The sequence below is a fragment of the Demequina aurantiaca genome, assembly GCF_050598105.1.
In the GTDB taxonomy this organism is placed as follows: domain Bacteria; phylum Actinomycetota; class Actinomycetes; order Actinomycetales; family Demequinaceae; genus Demequina; species Demequina aurantiaca_A.
The window spans coordinates 2,847,352-2,863,427 of sequence record NZ_CP192436.1; the positions used below are offsets into that span (position 1 = coordinate 2,847,352).

Consider the following 16,076-nt stretch of genomic DNA (forward strand, 5'->3'; position numbering starts at 1 on the left):
GCGCCCGCGCTAGTTAGAGTAGGGCCATGTCCATGCGCCCCGTCCCGCGCCCTAGCGGGACACCCGTGCCGCCCGGGGGCGCGTCGCTGCGCCAACGGCGCGACAACTCGGCGGGCCGCGCCTCCCACCTTCCCGTCAGCAACGAGACGTCTTCTGGTGGCATTGCTGTGCGAATCCAGGACGGGGTCGCCGAGGCGGCCTGCATCGGCCGCCGCAACCGTGCGGGACGCCTGGAGTGGTGCCTGCCCAAGGGCCACATCGAGGCGGGCGAGACGCCGGAGATTGCCGCCGTGCGGGAGATCGCTGAAGAGACCGGCATCGACGCTGAGATCATTCAGCCGCTAGGGACCATCGACTACTGGTTTACCGGGGACGACCGCCGCGTGCATAAGGTCGTCCATCACTTCCTGCTTGAGGCCCGCGGCGGGATCATCACCGTGGAGAACGACCCGGATCACGAGGCAGAGGTCGCCAAGTGGATTCCCGTGCACTCCCTCGCAAGCGAGCTCGCCTTTCCGAACGAGCGCAAGATGGCAGAAGCCGCCGCCGCACTGCTCGACGTAGTGGTGTGATGACGGACTATCAACGCGCGTATCGTCGCGCTCCTTTATGGCCACGGATCGCCAGTGTCGTTGCCGCCGCCCTCCTCGCGCTTGGGGGAGCCTCGGCCGCCGCGGCCTCGACCACCCCCGCGCCGGAGCCGTCGGCCACGCCGACGCCCTCGACGCCCACCGGCAGCGTGGACGATGTCTCGGCCACGCTCGTCGGCTACGGACCCTTCGTGGTGACGGACGGCCAGTCACTCGCCGCGACCCTCAACCTCGAGAACGACTCCTCTTTCCCCGTCCCCGAGGTATCGGCGACGCTCTCGATCACGAGGCAGCCGCTCGCCTCCCGGGAGGCGCTCGACGCCTTCTACAGCGACCCCAGCTCGGTAACGATGCGCAAGGTCACCACCACCGCGGTCGGAGCGCCGGAGGTCGACGAGGACGACGAGCCCCTGGGAACCGGCACCCTGTCGGGACGCTCGTCCGCCCAGGCGCAAATCACCGCATCGGCCGAGGACCTAGCGCTGCCGGCCGGCGCGGCAGGCGTGTACGGGGTCACCGCGTCGTTCGCGGTCGGATCCTCCACGGTGTTCGTGGACTCAATGGCGCTCACCTGGCTGGACAAGGACATCGCGCCGCTGCCCGTCACCGCCATAGCAACCATTACCGGCCAGCCCTCGCGCGCCTCCAGCCTGCTCGCGGGTGCCGACATCGATGGCGTCACGCTCGTCGTTGACCCGAGCTCACTCACCCCGGCGGCCGCGCTGGACCGGATGGAGGGCCACGAGACGTACCTGCTGCCCGCCTCCAACCCCGACCTCCCCTCGCTCGCCCATGCGGGAGACTCCGCGCTCATCGGCTTCGCGCTCGACGAATCACGGGCCCGTACCTGGACGGCGGTCGCCGACCAGCCGTGGCTCGCGATCAGCGCGGTAGCGGATCAGTCCGTCATCGGTTGGTCGGCTAGCGCCGGTGCCGTTGCGACCCTCTTTGCAGCCGAGCGCGCCACCTCCGCTCCGGACATCCCCGAGGTGGACGGGTGGACCCCAGCGGTGGCAACAGTGGATCTATCCGACGAGCAGCAGGCGCCGCTGGTTGTACCGGATGCCCAGCTCAGTTCCTTGATCGCCTCCTTCCGTCCTAGCGATCCCGCGGGACCGTCGCGCATCGTCGCCGAGTCCGCGCTGCTGGCCCTCGCCGGCGACGGCACGCAGTCCGTAGTCGTCGCCCCCGGGCCTAACTGGGTGGTGGAGGGCGAGGCCCCCTCTGCCAACCTCGCCGCGCTCATGTCTGCACCGTGGGTGACGCCGAACACGCTCGCTCAGACCATCGCCGACCCGCGGCGAGGCGTCAGCGACCTTCCCAAGGCGCAGGGCGTCGGGCAGGACGTCCCCGTCGAGCGCGTCGACGCGTTGGCGGACAGGCTCCACGGACTCGATCTGCTCGCCCCGACGGCGGAGTATCCCGCGTCGATTCTCTCGCCCGGTGGGATGACCATTCTTGGCGCGGTTTCCTCCTCCCTTCGCGGCGACTCCGAGCTCCAGTCCTCGGCATACGACATGGCAACCGAGGAGGTCGACGCCATGCTCGAGGCCGTGGCGATCGTGCGTAACTCGGACGTGAACCTCATTGCCGCGAGCGGCGAGGTGCCCATCACCGTGCGCAATGCCCTCAGCGTCGATTCCACCGTGACCGTGGTGATGAGGTCGACCTCCCCCAACCTGCAGGTGAGGGATTGGCCGACCATCACCGTTCCGGCCGGCGGGGAGGCCACCGCGATGATCCCCGTAGAAGCGGTGTCAAGCGCGAACGTGGCACTGGCTGTTCGCCTGGTGAACTCGGATGGCGCGGATATCTCCGAGGCGCAGAATTTCACGATGCGCGTGCGCGCCGACTGGGGTAGCGCGGCGACCGCGGTCTTCACCGGGCTACTCGTCCTGGTCATGATCGGCGGGATCATTCGCACCGTCCGCCGCGGCCGTAAGGACACCCGGACCGGACCCGGGCCCGCAGCCGAGGGCGCCAAGATAGTGGACGGCGAGGTTCATGACTGACGCGACCGGCGCCGCACCGACACCCGACCCCCAGCCGGCGGGCCGCGCGCGCTCCCTCGGGAGGAACACGGCGATCATGGCCTCCGGCACGCTGGTGTCGCGCGTGCTCGGCTTTGTCCGCAACGGCATGCTCGTCGCCGCGATCGGAGTCACCGCCGGCGTAGCCAACTCGTACGACGTGGCGAATAAGCTCCCCAACGCCCTCTACGCGGTACTTGCTGCAGGAGTGATCAACGCCGCGCTCGTTCCTCAAATAGTTAAGGCGTTTCAGCGACCGGGCGGCAAGCGCACCGTAGACCGCATCCTGACGATCGGTACGGTAATCTCACTGGGCCTGACGGTGGTGTTAACTGTTGCGGCGCCGGTACTCGTGCTCATCTACACTCCCGAGAACTGGCCGCCGGAGCTCATGGCTCTCGCTATCGCCTTCGCCTTCTGGTGCATCCCGCAACTGTTCTTCTACGCGATCTACACGTTGTTCGGCCAGGTCCTCAACGCCAAGGAACAGTTTGGGCCGTACATGTGGGCCCCGGTGCTCAACAACATCATCGGAATAGCTGGACTCTCTGTCTACCTGGTTATCTTTGGCCCAATATCCGATGAAATGGACTCGATCACCGGGGAGGCCCTGACAGGTGACGCGCTCACGGAGGCCTGGACCACCGGTCGAATTGGGCTAGTGGCTGGCGTCGCGACGCTAGGCATCGCCGCCCAGGCACTCATCCTTATCTGGCCCATGGTTCGCGGGGGCTACCGGTTCCGGTGGGTCTGGCGGGGACCCAAGGGAGAGCTCGCCGGCGTACGCACGGTGATCTCCTGGGCATTGGCCGCTGTAGTCATTGAACAATTCGGCGTGCTGTGGGCGACACGCATAGCGGGGGCGGCCCCCTTAGCCGCGGCGGCCGCAGGCGGTAATCCCGACGAGATCGCCGGAAATGCCGCGTACTTCCAGGGCCTACTGATCTACCTGGTTCCACACTCGCTCATCACCGTGTCGATCGTCACGGCCCTGACCACCTCGATGTCTCGGCTGTGGGCAGCACACGACGTAGACGGCATGCGCGCCGAGGTCTCGCGCGGGTTGAGGACCATTGGCGTCTTCACGGTGCTCTCCGCGACCGTGATGATCGTGCTCGCGCCCTCACTGGTCCGCATCGTCAATCCCACTACACAGCCCGCGGAGGTCACCTCAGTCGCCTGGGTACTCATTGGCTTTTCCATAGGCTTAGTGCCGCTCGGCGCCATGGTGTTGATGAAGCGCGTTTACTTCATTTTCGAGGACGCGCGGTCAATCTTCTTCATCCATATCCCCATGACTCTCGCGCTGATTGGCGTCTCCCTCGCGGCGCGCGAGTTCCTGAGTCCCTATTGGTGGGTCGCCGGAATCGCAGTGGGGCTCAGCGTGTCCAACATGATCGGCGTGTTGCTCAGGTCACGGGGGCTACGCAAGCGCTTGAACGGACTCGACGGCCGACGCGTGCTGCGCACGTACGCGAAAGCAACCGTAGCCGCAATCGTGGCCGGATTCGCGGGCTGGGGAGTGGGACTCGTCCTCCCCGACCCCGTCAGCAGCATGAATCTGGAGGGCTTCACCGCGGGCATGATCAACGTGGTCGCCAGCGGCTCCGTCATGATCGCCGTCTACGGGTTAATCTTGTGGATGCTGCGGACTCCGGAGCTCGGAGATCTGGTTTCTCCCGTCACGCGCCGGATCGCTCGCCGCGTACGATAGCGGCTATACGAACAGGGCTAAAGGGGACATTCAGTGGTGCACATCGGAGCGAGGCTGGCGCGCCGTTTCACGCTCCTCGAGTCGGAGCCCGCGGACGTCCCTGGGGTCGAGCGGTTTGTGGCTCACGACAGCCGGCTTCAACGCGACGTGCGGGTCGACGTCATCACCGCTCTCGCCCCCTCGTCCGCACGTCAGGCCGCCGCCACCGCCGCCCGCGTGCGAGACCCCCGACTGCTGCGGGTACTGGCATCTGGTCGTGAGCGAATTGCCGATGAGGCCTACACCTACGTCGTGACCGAGCGCCCGGAGGGAACGCTCCTGTCCGAGGTACTCAAGGAGCGACGAGTCCCCGCTCGGGTCGCCGCGACCATCGTCGGCGACGCCGCGCGCGCGCTCGAGAACGCCAACGCCGAGGGCGTGCACCACGGTTACCTCCGGACCTCGTCGCTGGGGGTCACCTCCGCCGGGCGCGTTGTCCTGTCAGGGCTCGGCATCGACGGCGAGCTCGCGATGCAGGCGGGCGTCGGGCGAGGCGCGAGTGAGTCCTCCGACGCCATGGCGTTGGGTCGGATCTACCTCGCGGCGATCACCGGTCTGGACGCCGATGCCGCCACCGAGCGCGACCTGCCAGCCGACCTCGGCGTGCGTGCCCGCAAGATGTGCATTCACGTCATCAACGGCAGCGGTCCCCTCACCCTGGACGCAGTGCTGCACACCCTCGCGCCCGTCGACACCCGGACGCTGCGAGACTTCCCCTCGATGGTGCGCTCGATGCCGTTGCTGCCCGCCTCGGTCCGCGAGCTTCAGGCCCGCAAGGCTCGGGAGAGCCGCTCCGCTACCGACGCGATCCCGCTGGGCGCGGATGTGGCTGCGCGCGCTGATCACGCCGCCCAGGAGACTCAGGCCGAGGCGCTAGCGGACGCTGAACTCAGGCCCACCCTCGCGGTGGTCGACGCCGCCACCGGGCTGGGAGCAGTGCCTCCCGACCAGGTCCCTGCGCCAGACTCCGCCGCTACCGATCCCCTGGTGGCGCCGCTTACCGCCGGGGCGGTCGTCGATCCGCCCGAGGTAGAGGCTCCGCTTGGCGCCAACGAGCTTCACGACCTCTACGAGTTCGACGAGATGGTCGCCGTCCAGGACGTCAACAACACCACGTCCACCTGGGAGGCAATCCTCGAGCGGATGCACCGTCGGTGGCCAGGCTCCGAGGCGATTACGGAGCGCCTCGACCGCGCCCACTCTCGGGCGAACCGTTCGGGCCCCATCAAGGCCGCACCCGTGCTCATCCCGTTGATGGCCATCGCTGTGGTGGTGGCGCTGATCGTCGCGCTCTCGCAATTGACGTCTCCCCTGAGCGCCCCGGAGAATGACAACGACCTGCCGTCGAACACGTACCCCAGCTTCACGCACTCGCCGTCCCCATCGCCCTCGCCGTCCATCTCCCCGTCCGCGGCGGCCGACGACGCCGAATAGCGCTCCGTTGCCGCTCGGGAACACATCCGCTAGCCCCGCTGTTACGAAGTACGAGCAGACAATTTCCGCACTACCCCAAACAAGGAAGTCACCGTGAGCGACACCCGAAACGTCATCATCGTTGGATCCGGCCCGGCCGGCTACACCGCCGCCATCTACGCCGCACGAGCCGGGCTAGAGCCCCTCGTCGTCGCGGGGTCAGTCACCGCAGGTGGCGCACTAATGAACACCACCGAAGTCGAGAACTTTCCCGGCTTTGTCGAGGGCATTCAGGGCCCCGAGCTGATGGAGACTCTGCAGGCACAGGCAGAGCGCTTTGGCGCGGTGGTGGAGTTCGACGACGTCACGGAGATGTCCCTTGAGGGCGACATCAAGACCGTGACCACGGGGATGGGCAAGACCTACTCCGCCAAGTCCATCATCCTTTCCACCGGCTCCGCCTACCGCGAGCTCGGCCTGGACGACGAGAAGCGCCTGAGCGGCAAAGGCGTGTCCTGGTGCGCGACGTGCGACGGCTTCTTCTTCCGCGACCAGGAGGTCGTCGTGGTCGGCGGAGGCGACTCCGCGGTTGAGGAGGCCACCTTCCTCACCCGCTTCGCCTCTAAGGTCACACTGGTTCACCGCCGCGGCGAGCTCCGCGCATCTAAGATCATGGCGGACCGCGCGGCAAACGATCCCAAGATCGAGTTCGAGTGGCACTCCGAAGTGGTCGGCGTCGAGGGCGCTGACAAGGTTTCCGGGGTGACGGTCAAGAACGTGGAGACCGGGGTAGAGCGCACCATCCCCGCCACCGGGCTGTTCGTCGCCATCGGTCACATCCCCCGTTCCGAGCTGCTGACCGGCGTCGTCGACACCGACGCCGAGGGCTACGTCCTGGTCGAGGGACGCACCACGGCCACGAACGTGGCGGGCGTGTTCGCCGCTGGGGACCTGGTCGACAACCGCTACCGTCAGGCGATTACCGCAGCCGGCTCCGGCTGCGCGTCCGCACTTGACGCCCAGCACTACCTTGACGCTCTCGAGGACGCGGCCGTCGCCTCCGGCGCCGCCGTCGTGGCCGAGCAGGTCGCCCCGGCGACCGCCGCCCCCACCACCCCGATCCCCGCCTCGGAGGACACCTTCCAGGCGGAGGTGCTCAACTCCGACATTCCCGTCCTGGTCGACTTCTGGGCCACCTGGTGCGGCCCGTGCCGCGCGGTCGCCCCGATTCTGGACGAGCTCGCCGCTGAATACGCGGGCAAGGTCAAGATCGTCAAGGTCGACACCGACGCTAACCCCGAGTTGGCGATGGCTTACGGCGTGACGTCCATTCCGACGCTTAACTTCTTCAAGAACGGCGAACTGGTGAAGTCTGTGACCGGCGCGAAGCCCAAGCCGACCCTCACCAACCTGATCGACGAGGTAATTGGCTAGCAAAATAGTGCCGCAGGGGCTCTCCATGGCCCCTGTGGGCGCGCCTTCGGGCCTAAGTGCGGGGTGGGCGCCGGACAACGTGGGAGAATTGCCCGCATGAATCCGTCCCACTCCCGTGGCAACCGACTCGACCCCTGGTTTGATTCGTACGCCGAGCGAGCGCACAACATGCGCGCGTCGGAGATTCGCGCGCTATTCTCCGTGGCGAGCCGTCCGGAAGTAGTGTCCCTCGCAGGGGGCATGCCCTTCATCGGCGGTCTTCCGCTTGAGGAAATAGGCGACATGATGCGCCGCCTCATCGTGGAACGCGGGGAGGTCGCGCTCCAGTACGGTTCCGGCCAGGGCCACGAGGAGCTGCGCGAGCACATCGTCGACGTCATGGCGCTTGAGGGAATCAACGCCCACCCTGACGATGTGGTGGTCACCACCGGTTCGCAGCAGGCGCTGGACCTCGTCACCAAGATTTTCATCAACCCCGGCGACGTGGTCGTCGCCGAGGCGCCGTCATACGTGGGCGCTTTGGGCGTCTTTCGCGCTCACGAGGCGGACGTGGTTCATACCCCGATGGACGCCGACGGGCTCATCCCGGAGGCGCTCGAGACCACCTTGGCGGAGCTCAAGGCCTCGGGCAGGCGCGTCAAGTTCCTCTACACGGTCCCGAATTATCACAACCCCGGCGGCGTCACGATGTCCCTGGAGCGCCGCCCCCAGGTGCTCGAGATCTGCAAGCGATACGGCGTCCTGGTCCTCGAGGACAACCCCTACGGGCTGCTCGGATTCGACAGGGAACCGTTACCCGCGATGCGGTCGATGTCCGAGGATGGCGTCATCTACCTGGGGTCTTTCTCTAAGACGTTCGCACCCGGGTTTCGCGTTGGCTGGGCGGTCGCGCCCCACGCCGTGCGGGAAAAGCTGGTTCTCGCGTCAGAGGCGGCCGTCCTGTGCCCCTCGAACGCTTCGCAACTGGCTATCGCCGAGTACATGACCCACTCCGACTGGCAGGGTCAGATCAAGAAGTTCCGGGAGCAGTACCGGGAGCGCCGCGACGCGATGATCCGCGCGCTCGAGGAGTACATGCCGTACGCGTCCTGGAACGTCCCCGACGGCGGATTTTACGTCTGGGTCAAGCTTCCCGCGGGCCTCGACGCCAAGGCGATGCTGCCCCGCGCCGTGACCGGTCGGGTCGCTTACGTTCCTGGCACCGCGTTCTTCTACGACGGTCAGGGTTCCGACTACATGCGCCTGTCGTACTGCTACCCCACCCCTGAGGCCATTCACGAGGGCGTGCGCCGGCTAGCGGGCGTGATTGACGACGAGCTCGAGACCGTGAAGATTTTCGGCACGAACGGCGGCAGCCCCAGCGGCCAAGTCGACTTCCCGTCCCCCAACATCGCCTGACCACTGCACACACTTCTCTTGGAGGCACACATGGACGTCCTAATCCTTGCTGGTGGCATGTCACACGAGCGTGACGTCTCGATTCGCTCGGGACGGCGCGTTCAGGAGGCGCTGCGTATGCGTGGCGTCAAGGCGTCATTGCGTGACGTTGACGGAGACCTGGTTCAAACTTTGCGTGAGCTTGACGACGCGGTGGTGTGGCCGCTGCTTCATGGCGCCGCGGGCGAGGACGGATCCCTTCAATCGTTGCTGGAACTGATCGGGATTCCGTTTGTGGGCACACGGTCGAGCGCCGCCCGCATCGGCTGGAGCAAGCCCATCACCAAGGAGGTGCTGAGCCGTGCCGGCATCGCAACCCCGGCTTCGGTCACCCTCCCCCAGACACTTTTCCGCGATGTTGGCGCCGAGAAGGTGCTGGACGCGGTCGCGGAGCGGTTTGTGTTCCCGGTTGTCGTCAAGCCAGCGCGGGGTGGATCCGCGCTTGGGGTATCGCTGGTGACAGAACGAGCCGAGCTCTCGCGTGCGATGGTCCATTGCTTTGCCTACTGCGACGTCGCTCTCATCGAGCAGGCCGTGGTCGGGACGGAGGTCGCGGTATCGATCATCGGTACTGGCGAAGAAGCACGGTCGCTACCGGCCGTGGAGATTGTCAGCAATGGGCCCTACGACTACGACGCTCGCTACAACGCCGGCCGCGTCGAGTACTTCACTCCGGCCCGACTTAGCGACGAGGACCGGGCCAAGGTGGCTCAGGCCGCCGTCGGTGCGCATCGGGAACTGGGTCTGCGCGATTACTCCCGGGTGGACCTCATCCTCTCGGATGGAGTCCCCAACGTTATCGACGTCAATATTGCCCCCGGAATGACCGAAACCTCGCTATTTCCGCAGGCAGTAAGTGCGTCAGGAGCCGATCTGGGCGAAGTCTGCGTAAAAATCGCGTCAGAAACCCTGCGTCGCGGCCTCTAAATCGTTTCAGGAGAAGCCTGACAGCGCGTTTTCTCTCCCTTTTGCCCGGAAACGGCGCAGCGGTCTTGACCCCGGAAGAGAAAACGCGACTGCTGTCCGTCTACTTGAAGACTCCGGGGTCGGCGGGATCGATGAGTGCCACGATTCGGTTCAGGTCCTCGACGGTCGCGAAGTCGATGGTGACCTTCCCGCGGGCACGGCCCAGCTGAACTTTGACGCGGGTGTCGAGGTGATCCCCGAGTCGGGCAGAGAGTTCGTCCAGGGCCGCCGTGTGGCCGCCTGAGCGGACAGAGCCCTTCTTCTCGGGTGGCAGCTGCACCCCGAGCGTCACGGCCTCCTCAGTGGCTCGCACCGAGAGGCCCTCCGCGACGATGCGGGTGGCCAATTGATCCATGGCCTCCGGGCTTTCTAGGCCGAGCAGCGCACGGGCATGACCCGCACTCAAGACTCCGGCCGCGAGCCTGCGCTGCACGGGTGGCGGCAGCTTCAATAGGCGCAGAGTATTCGAGATCTGGGGGCGAGATCGGGAGATTCGCTCGGCAAGTTGCTCGTGGGTGATGCCAAAGTCGTCAAGGAGCTGCTGGTACGCGGCCGCCTCCTCGAGCGGATTGAGCTGGCTACGGTGAAGGTTCTCGACGAGCGCGTCACGGAGCAGGTCCGTGTCGTCGGTCTCGCGGACGATCGCCGGGATCTCCTTGAGTCCGGCCTCCTTCGACGCGCGCAACCGACGCTCACCCATGATGAGCTCGAAGCCGTCGCCCTCGGGGTTGGTGCGCACCACGATGGGCTGCAACACGCCAATTTCACGAATAGACCCGACGAGCTCCTGCAGGGCCTCCTCGTCAAAGACCGTGCGAGGCTGGCGGGGGTTGGGGACCACCGAATACGGGTCGATGTGCGCAAAACGTGCCCCGGGCACGGGGAGTAGGTCGCCCTGCTCGCTGGAGCGCGACGACGCGGATCCGCCGGCAGCACGGGCTCCTGCAGGTGCGGCGGCAGAAGCATCTCCGGAGTCGCCGAAGAACACGTCGCTTGGACGCGGCCCACTCTGGGCGGAGGCTTCCTCGGTGGGAATGAGCGCGCCGAGGCCGCGCCCCAGTCCTCGCTTGGGTTTGCTCACTGCTGTCCTCCTGGGGTGGGCGCGGCCTGTCCGCGCTCCGCTATGTCTTTGGCGACCGCTAGATACGCGACCGCTCCCGTCGAGTGCGGGTCGTACGTCATGACTGTTTGAGCGAAGCTAGGCGCCTCGGAAACCCTCACGCTACGCGGAATTGTCTGGGCCAGCGTCTGTGCTGGGAAGTGCGTCCGGACTTCCGACGCGACCTCACGAGCGAGGTTGGTGCGCGCGTCGTACATCGTCAGCACGATCGTGCTGACGTGAATCTCGGGATTGAGGTGCTTCTTGACCATCTCCACGGTCTTGATCAGCTGCGTCAGGCCCTCGAGCGCGTAATACTCGCACTGAATCGGGATCAACACCTCGTTGGCGACCACCATGGAGTTCAGCGTCAGCAGCCCGAGGCTGGGAGGACAGTCAATGAAGATGTAGTCGAGGTTCTTGCCTGCGCCATTGAGGAGCTCCTGAATGGCCATGTGAAGCCTGAACTCGCGTCGCACCACCGAGACGAGCTCAATGTCCGCGCCCGCCAGGTCGATAGTGGCCGGCACGCACCACAGGGTGTCGATATCCGGGCAACGCTGGGCGACCTTGGCGATCGGGACATCGTCGAGCAGAACGTCATAAATCGACGGGGTACCGGCGTGGTGAGGCACCCCAAGCGCCGTAGACGCATTGCCCTGGGGGTCGGCGTCGATCACCAGTACATTCGCGCCTCGGGATGCGAGGGCGGCGGCCACGTTCACCGAGGTAGTGGTCTTGCCGACGCCGCCCTTCTGGTTCGTGACCGCTATGACTCGTGTGCGCGGAGGGCGGGGGAAGTCCGTCGCCTCGAGCGCGCGGCGCAGGCGTTCGGTCTCGATCATTTCCCTCGCTAACGGGCTGTCGTCATCGTCGGCCAATCCGGCAAAGGCATCATCGGCAGTTTCACGTGAAACATTGAGCGGATCCGCCTCGGCGCCCGGCTTCGAGCTCTCCCCTGCCTCGCGCAAAGCCGACGCTCGGCGCTCCTGGGCGGGACTTGTTTCTGCCGAAGCCTGGGTCCCAGCCGGCGACCCGCCCAGTGCGGGAGCGGTCGCAGCCTGCGCGGCCTGCTCGCCCTCTACCGGCGCATACTGCGGCACGCCCCGACGAGCGCCGTTGCGCTGCGGGATGCTAGGGCTCGACACGGCGTCGTCTACTTCGCGGGTGGTCGACGCTTGCGCGTCGCCCTCGAACTGGGGCGTCAACTCGGTCACGCACTTCTCCTGTCCGCGCATCCCGCCCCAGGTGAAGGCACGAACTACGCGCGGCGCGAACCATCGAGCCGCAACTAACCATGGATTCCTTGAACATTCTGGTGTCGCGCGTATCCGTACCGCGACCAGTCGATCCTAACGGGAACAGCGCTGAACGGATACTCGCGGGGACCGTAAAGCGACCAAGACCGGCACGAGCCACGATGCGGACCGGCCATATCAGTCACAACGCCGGTAACCCCCCGCTCTCCCCCTGCCTCGAAAGGACCGCCAACGTCTCGCCAGGGTCCTTGCGGTAGCCCCTCGATCCCGCACTTTGTCTCCGCGCCGTACCCCAAGGGGCCGTGGGCAGACGGTCGAGGCGGCAGACGGTCGAAGAGGCGCGCTGTCTAAGCCAGCCGTCCAAAGCCGCCACATGTTTCACGTGAAACGTTGGGAGCGGAGTCCATGGCGTGTTTCACGTGAAACAAGAACGGCGGTGACGACGCCATGTTTCACGTGAAACGTTGGCGGCCAGGGGCTGTGAACACAGCTACGGCGTCACTCGATCCCCGTTCGAACCTTCCTGTGGACAACACCCTCAGATAGGGCCCATTGCCGCATAGATCAGGTGTGCATAACCATGGGGATAACCGTGTTAGGACTCCAGCGAATACCCCCGGGGGAACACCGTGGCAAGACGCGGACCGGCGGCGAACTCTGAGTCAGAGACGCGTCAGGGTAACTACGGTGGTGACGTCTACCCCCGGAATAGTCGGAGCCGAATGTACGGCTCCCTGCAGGCCGTGCTTGCGCAGCACATACTTCGCTCGCTCTAGTTCCTCGGGAGCAGTCCGCCCCTTGAGAAAGACCATCTTGCCCGTGGGGGCTAGTAGCGGGGCGCACCACTTCACGAGCTTGTCGATCGACGCCACGGCACGCGCGGTGATGACGTCTGCCTCGACCACGTCCGCGACCTCTTCCGCTCTTCCGCGGACCACCGTCACGTTGTCGATGCCGGTAGCCTCCGCCGCCTCGAACAACCACGCCGTCCGCCGCTCCATGGGCTCGATCAGGACCACCGGCCGTTCGGGCTGCATGGCCGCCAGCACCAGACCGGGAAGTCCCGCCCCCGAACCCACGTCGGCCAAAACCCCTTCTGGCAAGAAGGGTGCGAGAGCCGCCGAGTTCAGGATGTGGCGCTCCCACACGCGAGTGAGCTCACGCGGTCCAATGAGTCCGCGCAGGATGCCCTGGTCCGCGAGGAGTTCCGCGAAGCTGCGAACGCGACCATAAGACTCACCGAAAAACTCCGCCAGGGCGGGGGACTCGTTCAGTGGGTCCGCCGACAGCGTCCGCAGTGCCGGATCCACGTCAGCCGCGTCCGAGCCCGAGCTGGGGGTGGAGGAAAACGCACGCCCGTCGCCGGAACCCGTCTCCGCCCCGCTGGCGTTCGATTCAACGGTCAACGGATCCACCTCTCAAGTTGTTTCACGTGAAACATCTCGCTCCGATTGGCCTACTCGCCGGCCGGGAGAATTACGACGTGGCGGTCGGGGTCCTCGCCCTCGGACTCGGACTGTAGTCCGGCCTCGAGTACAACGTCGTGCACGACCTTGCGCTCGAAGGCGTTCATCGAAGCAAGGGCAAGAGGCTTGCCCGATTCCTGCACCTTAGCTACTGCCTCGCGAGCCGTCTCCGCGAGACGCTCACGGCGCCCCGCGCGGAACTCCGCGACGTCGAGCATCAGCCGGCTCATCTCGCCGGTCTCGGACTGCACGGCCAAACGCGCGAGGTCCTGAAGCGCATCGAGCACCTCGCCGTCCGGTCCTACTAGGCGGCGCAGATCCTGTGCGGGACCGTCGGAGACTATCGCCACCTTGGCGCGACCTGCCTCCACCGAGATGTCGATGTCTCCATCCATATCGAGAATGTCGAGCAGCTCCTCGAGAAAGTCTGCGGCGGCGTCGCCCTCAGCGTCGAGGGAAGAGGTGTTCTTTGATTCAGTCATCGGGGTTCTTTCTCAGAGGGCCGGGGGACGTACTCATGTCCCGCGGTGTGGCATGGAAAAACTGGCTTGAGGTGGGCCCACGACGAGCCCGGAAGGTAGCGCCTAGCGCTTCTTGCGAGGCTTCTTCTTGGGCTGCTCGCGCTGGCCACCGGTCTCGCCGGCCTCATCAGCCTCGATCACGAGGTGGTCGGGGTTGCTGCTGTCGATCAGCGGCACGCCCTTCTTAGCGGCCTTCGCAGCAAGGCGAGCCTTGTAGGTCTTCTCCGCGTCGGAGCCGGGGGTCGGGTTGCGACGAATGACGTAGAACTGCTGTCCCATGGTCCACAGGTTGGTGGTGGTCCAGTAGATAAGAACACCGATGGGGAAGTTGGGTCCCGAGATAACGAAGATGAACGGAAGGATGTACATGAGCACCTTCTGCTGCTGAGCCATTGGGCCCTCAAGAGCAGATGCCGGCATGTTCTTACGCGTGAGCTGACGCTGCGTAAGGAAGGTGGTCGCCACCATCGCGACGATCAGGGCCGCAGCCACGATCTTCACGGTCATGGATGATCCCTCTTCGAGGAACGTGGCGGAGAGCGGCGCACCGAAGATCGTGGCGGAGTCTGCCTGCGCGGCGAGCGTAGGAGTCAGCCAGCCAATACCCGCAGAGTCGGGACCGATCTCATAGTTGAGTACGCGGAACAGCGCGAAGAAGATTGGTGCCTGCACGAGCATGGGCAGACACGATGCGAAGGGGTTGGTCTTGTGCTTGGAGTAGAGCTCCATCGTCTCGCGGCTCATAGCCTCGCGAGATGCCTGGTCCTTCTTGCCCTTGTACTTGGCCTGGACGGCCTTCAGCTCAGGCGCGATCATCTGCATTGCACGCGAGGCCTTGATCTGCTTCACGAACAGCGGCACCAAGATAATCCGGATGGTCACCACGAGGCCGACGATGGACAGTGCCCACGCGGCGCCGGACTCGGGAGCAAGTCCCAGCCAGGTCAGCACGGTGTGCCACACCACCATGATGTCTGCCACCACAATTTCGATGGGCCTGAATATGATCATGAAATTCACGGATAGTCCTTAATTACTAGTCAGAGACGGAAGGCTAGTGGCGGAGGCGACATCGGGAGTGGTTCCAGCCATCGCTGCGTTGTTTCGGGAAACTCGAAAGCGTTTCTGTCCCGGAGCGGGAACGTCGTCGACGCCCCCATTGCTCCACGGGTTACAGCGCAGCACGCGCCAGGCAGCTAGGGCGCTGCCGGTCAGCGCTCCGTGACGCTGGATTGCCTCGAGCCCGTAGTGGGAGCAGGAGGGGTAGTACTTGCAACGGGGACCAGTGAGGGGAGAAATCACCTGCTGGTAGCCCCGGATCGCAAAGATCAGGACCGAACTGGGCGCCGACTTCGCGGCCTTGGCCGTCTTGGAGCCGAGCCTGTTCACGCCGAGACCTTGGCGTCGGCTGCCGCTAGGGCGCCGGTGAGGTCGGCGCGCAATTGCGCAAAGGTTGCATCGGCGGCAGCGGGTAGTGCCCTCACCACAACGGATGTGCCGGGAGGGAGGTTGGGGAGACTCTCCGCAACGATCGCACGCATGCGACGTTTGACTCTGTTACGAATCACGGCGCCTCCCACTGCTTTGGATACGGCAAAACCGGCCATGCTCGTCGCATCGCCGGTTCGTGCCATATAAACAACTGCCGTCTTCCGACCACTCTTGCACCCGCGCCGCATAGCGAACTGAAAGTCCGTTGCTGCACGCATGCGAGAGCTGGCTGGAAGCAAACTTTAGGCCGAGATCTTCCCGCGGCCCTTGCGACGACGGGTGGATAGAATTGATCGGCCGGCGCGGGTGCGCATACGCAGGCGGAAGCCATGCGTCTTAGCGCGCTTGCGAATGTTCGGCTGGAAAGTCCGCTTGCTCACGGGTGTACTCCGAGACGTTTGAGGGGTGGGTCAAATCAGCGCACTAACGTTACGCCGAACAGGACCTGGGGTCAAATCAGACGACTCACGTTGGATACGCCGCTTGAACAGGATAGGCTCCACCATCTCGGATGCAAATTCGGCACCGACACGCCGAAACGCCGAGTAACGAATAGATGACGGCCAATTCACCTCTGTGGACAGAGCTGTGGACAATGAGAAGGGACGCAGCGGATC

The 16,076-nt window shown here is 65.4% G+C and carries 15 protein-coding genes and 1 pseudogene; 8 read left to right on the plus strand and 8 right to left on the minus strand.

The window, feature by feature from the left end; all coding sequences use genetic code 11:
* Window positions 1-26: 26 nt before the first annotated feature.
* From ACQU6B_RS13115 to ACQU6B_RS13150, 8 genes and pseudogenes are all read left to right on the plus strand, one after another.
* Entirely contained in the window at window positions 27-572 is a 546-nt protein-coding gene (locus tag ACQU6B_RS13115; RefSeq protein ID WP_430867987.1) for an NUDIX hydrolase, read from the plus strand.
* Window positions 572-2,602, plus strand: a complete 2,031-nt coding sequence (locus tag ACQU6B_RS13120) for a DUF6049 family protein (RefSeq protein ID WP_430867988.1) — start codon at window positions 572-574, stop codon at window positions 2,600-2,602. The genes ACQU6B_RS13115 and ACQU6B_RS13120 overlap by 1 nt, the downstream gene beginning before the upstream one ends.
* Window positions 2,595-4,334 carry a murein biosynthesis integral membrane protein MurJ gene (gene murJ, locus ACQU6B_RS13125; protein ID WP_430867989.1) on the plus strand — a complete coding sequence of 580 codons (1,740 nt, stop codon included), beginning with the start codon at window positions 2,595-2,597 and terminating at the stop codon, window positions 4,332-4,334. The genes ACQU6B_RS13120 and murJ overlap by 8 nt, the downstream gene beginning before the upstream one ends.
* A gap of 33 nt (window positions 4,335-4,367) precedes the next feature.
* Window positions 4,368-5,807, plus strand: a complete 1,440-nt coding sequence (locus ACQU6B_RS13130) for a hypothetical protein (protein ID WP_430867990.1) — start codon at window positions 4,368-4,370, stop codon at window positions 5,805-5,807.
* Window positions 5,808-5,900: 93 nt separating this feature from the next.
* Window positions 5,901-6,869: pseudogene (gene trxB / locus ACQU6B_RS13135) on the plus strand (thioredoxin-disulfide reductase); the annotation flags it as partial.
* 69 nt (window positions 6,870-6,938) lie between these two features.
* Window positions 6,939-7,220 carry a thioredoxin gene (gene trxA, locus ACQU6B_RS13140; RefSeq protein WP_430869252.1) on the plus strand — a complete coding sequence of 94 codons (282 nt, stop codon included), beginning with the start codon at window positions 6,939-6,941 and terminating at the stop codon, window positions 7,218-7,220.
* Window positions 7,221-7,316: 96 nt separating this feature from the next.
* A complete protein-coding gene (locus ACQU6B_RS13145) occupies window positions 7,317-8,618 on the plus strand; it encodes a PLP-dependent aminotransferase family protein (protein WP_430867991.1) in 1,302 nt (433 codons plus the stop codon).
* A 30-nt stretch (window positions 8,619-8,648) separates the two neighbouring features.
* Complete coding sequence (locus ACQU6B_RS13150; protein WP_430867992.1) at window positions 8,649-9,584, plus strand: D-alanine--D-alanine ligase family protein; 936 nt, start codon at window positions 8,649-8,651, stop codon at window positions 9,582-9,584.
* Window positions 9,585-9,684: 100 nt separating this feature from the next.
* On the opposite strand, the gene ACQU6B_RS13155 is transcribed toward ACQU6B_RS13150, so the two are convergent.
* The 8 genes from ACQU6B_RS13155 to rpmH all read right to left on the minus strand — a co-directional run bounded on the left by ACQU6B_RS13155 (window position 9,685) and on the right by rpmH (window position 15,839).
* The gene (locus tag ACQU6B_RS13155) at window positions 9,685-10,704 is read right to left on the minus strand and encodes a ParB/RepB/Spo0J family partition protein (protein ID WP_430867993.1); all 1,020 of its coding nucleotides are present in this window, start codon (window positions 10,702-10,704) and stop codon (window positions 9,685-9,687) included.
* A complete protein-coding gene (locus tag ACQU6B_RS13160; RefSeq protein ID WP_430867994.1) occupies window positions 10,701-11,939 on the minus strand; it encodes a ParA family protein in 1,239 nt (412 codons plus the stop codon). Before ACQU6B_RS13160 ends, ACQU6B_RS13155 begins: the two co-directional genes overlap by 4 nt.
* A gap of 704 nt (window positions 11,940-12,643) precedes the next feature.
* Complete coding sequence (rsmG, locus tag ACQU6B_RS13165; protein WP_430867995.1) at window positions 12,644-13,387, minus strand: 16S rRNA (guanine(527)-N(7))-methyltransferase RsmG; 744 nt, start codon at window positions 13,385-13,387, stop codon at window positions 12,644-12,646.
* Window positions 13,388-13,437: 50 nt separating this feature from the next.
* Window positions 13,438-13,929, minus strand: a complete 492-nt coding sequence (locus ACQU6B_RS13170; RefSeq protein ID WP_430867996.1) for a protein jag — start codon at window positions 13,927-13,929, stop codon at window positions 13,438-13,440.
* Window positions 13,930-14,031: 102 nt separating this feature from the next.
* A complete protein-coding gene (gene yidC / locus ACQU6B_RS13175; protein WP_430867997.1) occupies window positions 14,032-14,979 on the minus strand; it encodes a membrane protein insertase YidC in 948 nt (315 codons plus the stop codon).
* Window positions 14,980-14,997: 18 nt separating this feature from the next.
* Window positions 14,998-15,357: a membrane protein insertion efficiency factor YidD gene (gene yidD / locus ACQU6B_RS13180; RefSeq protein WP_430867998.1), complete on the minus strand. Its 360-nt coding sequence runs from the start codon at window positions 15,355-15,357 to the stop codon at window positions 14,998-15,000.
* Window positions 15,354-15,677: a ribonuclease P protein component gene (rnpA, locus tag ACQU6B_RS13185; protein ID WP_430867999.1), complete on the minus strand. Its 324-nt coding sequence runs from the start codon at window positions 15,675-15,677 to the stop codon at window positions 15,354-15,356. The genes yidD and rnpA overlap by 4 nt, the downstream gene beginning before the upstream one ends.
* Window positions 15,678-15,701: 24 nt before the next feature.
* Window positions 15,702-15,839 carry a 50S ribosomal protein L34 gene (rpmH, locus tag ACQU6B_RS13190; protein WP_430868000.1) on the minus strand — a complete coding sequence of 46 codons (138 nt, stop codon included), beginning with the start codon at window positions 15,837-15,839 and terminating at the stop codon, window positions 15,702-15,704.
* Window positions 15,840-16,076: the final 237 nt, after the last annotated feature.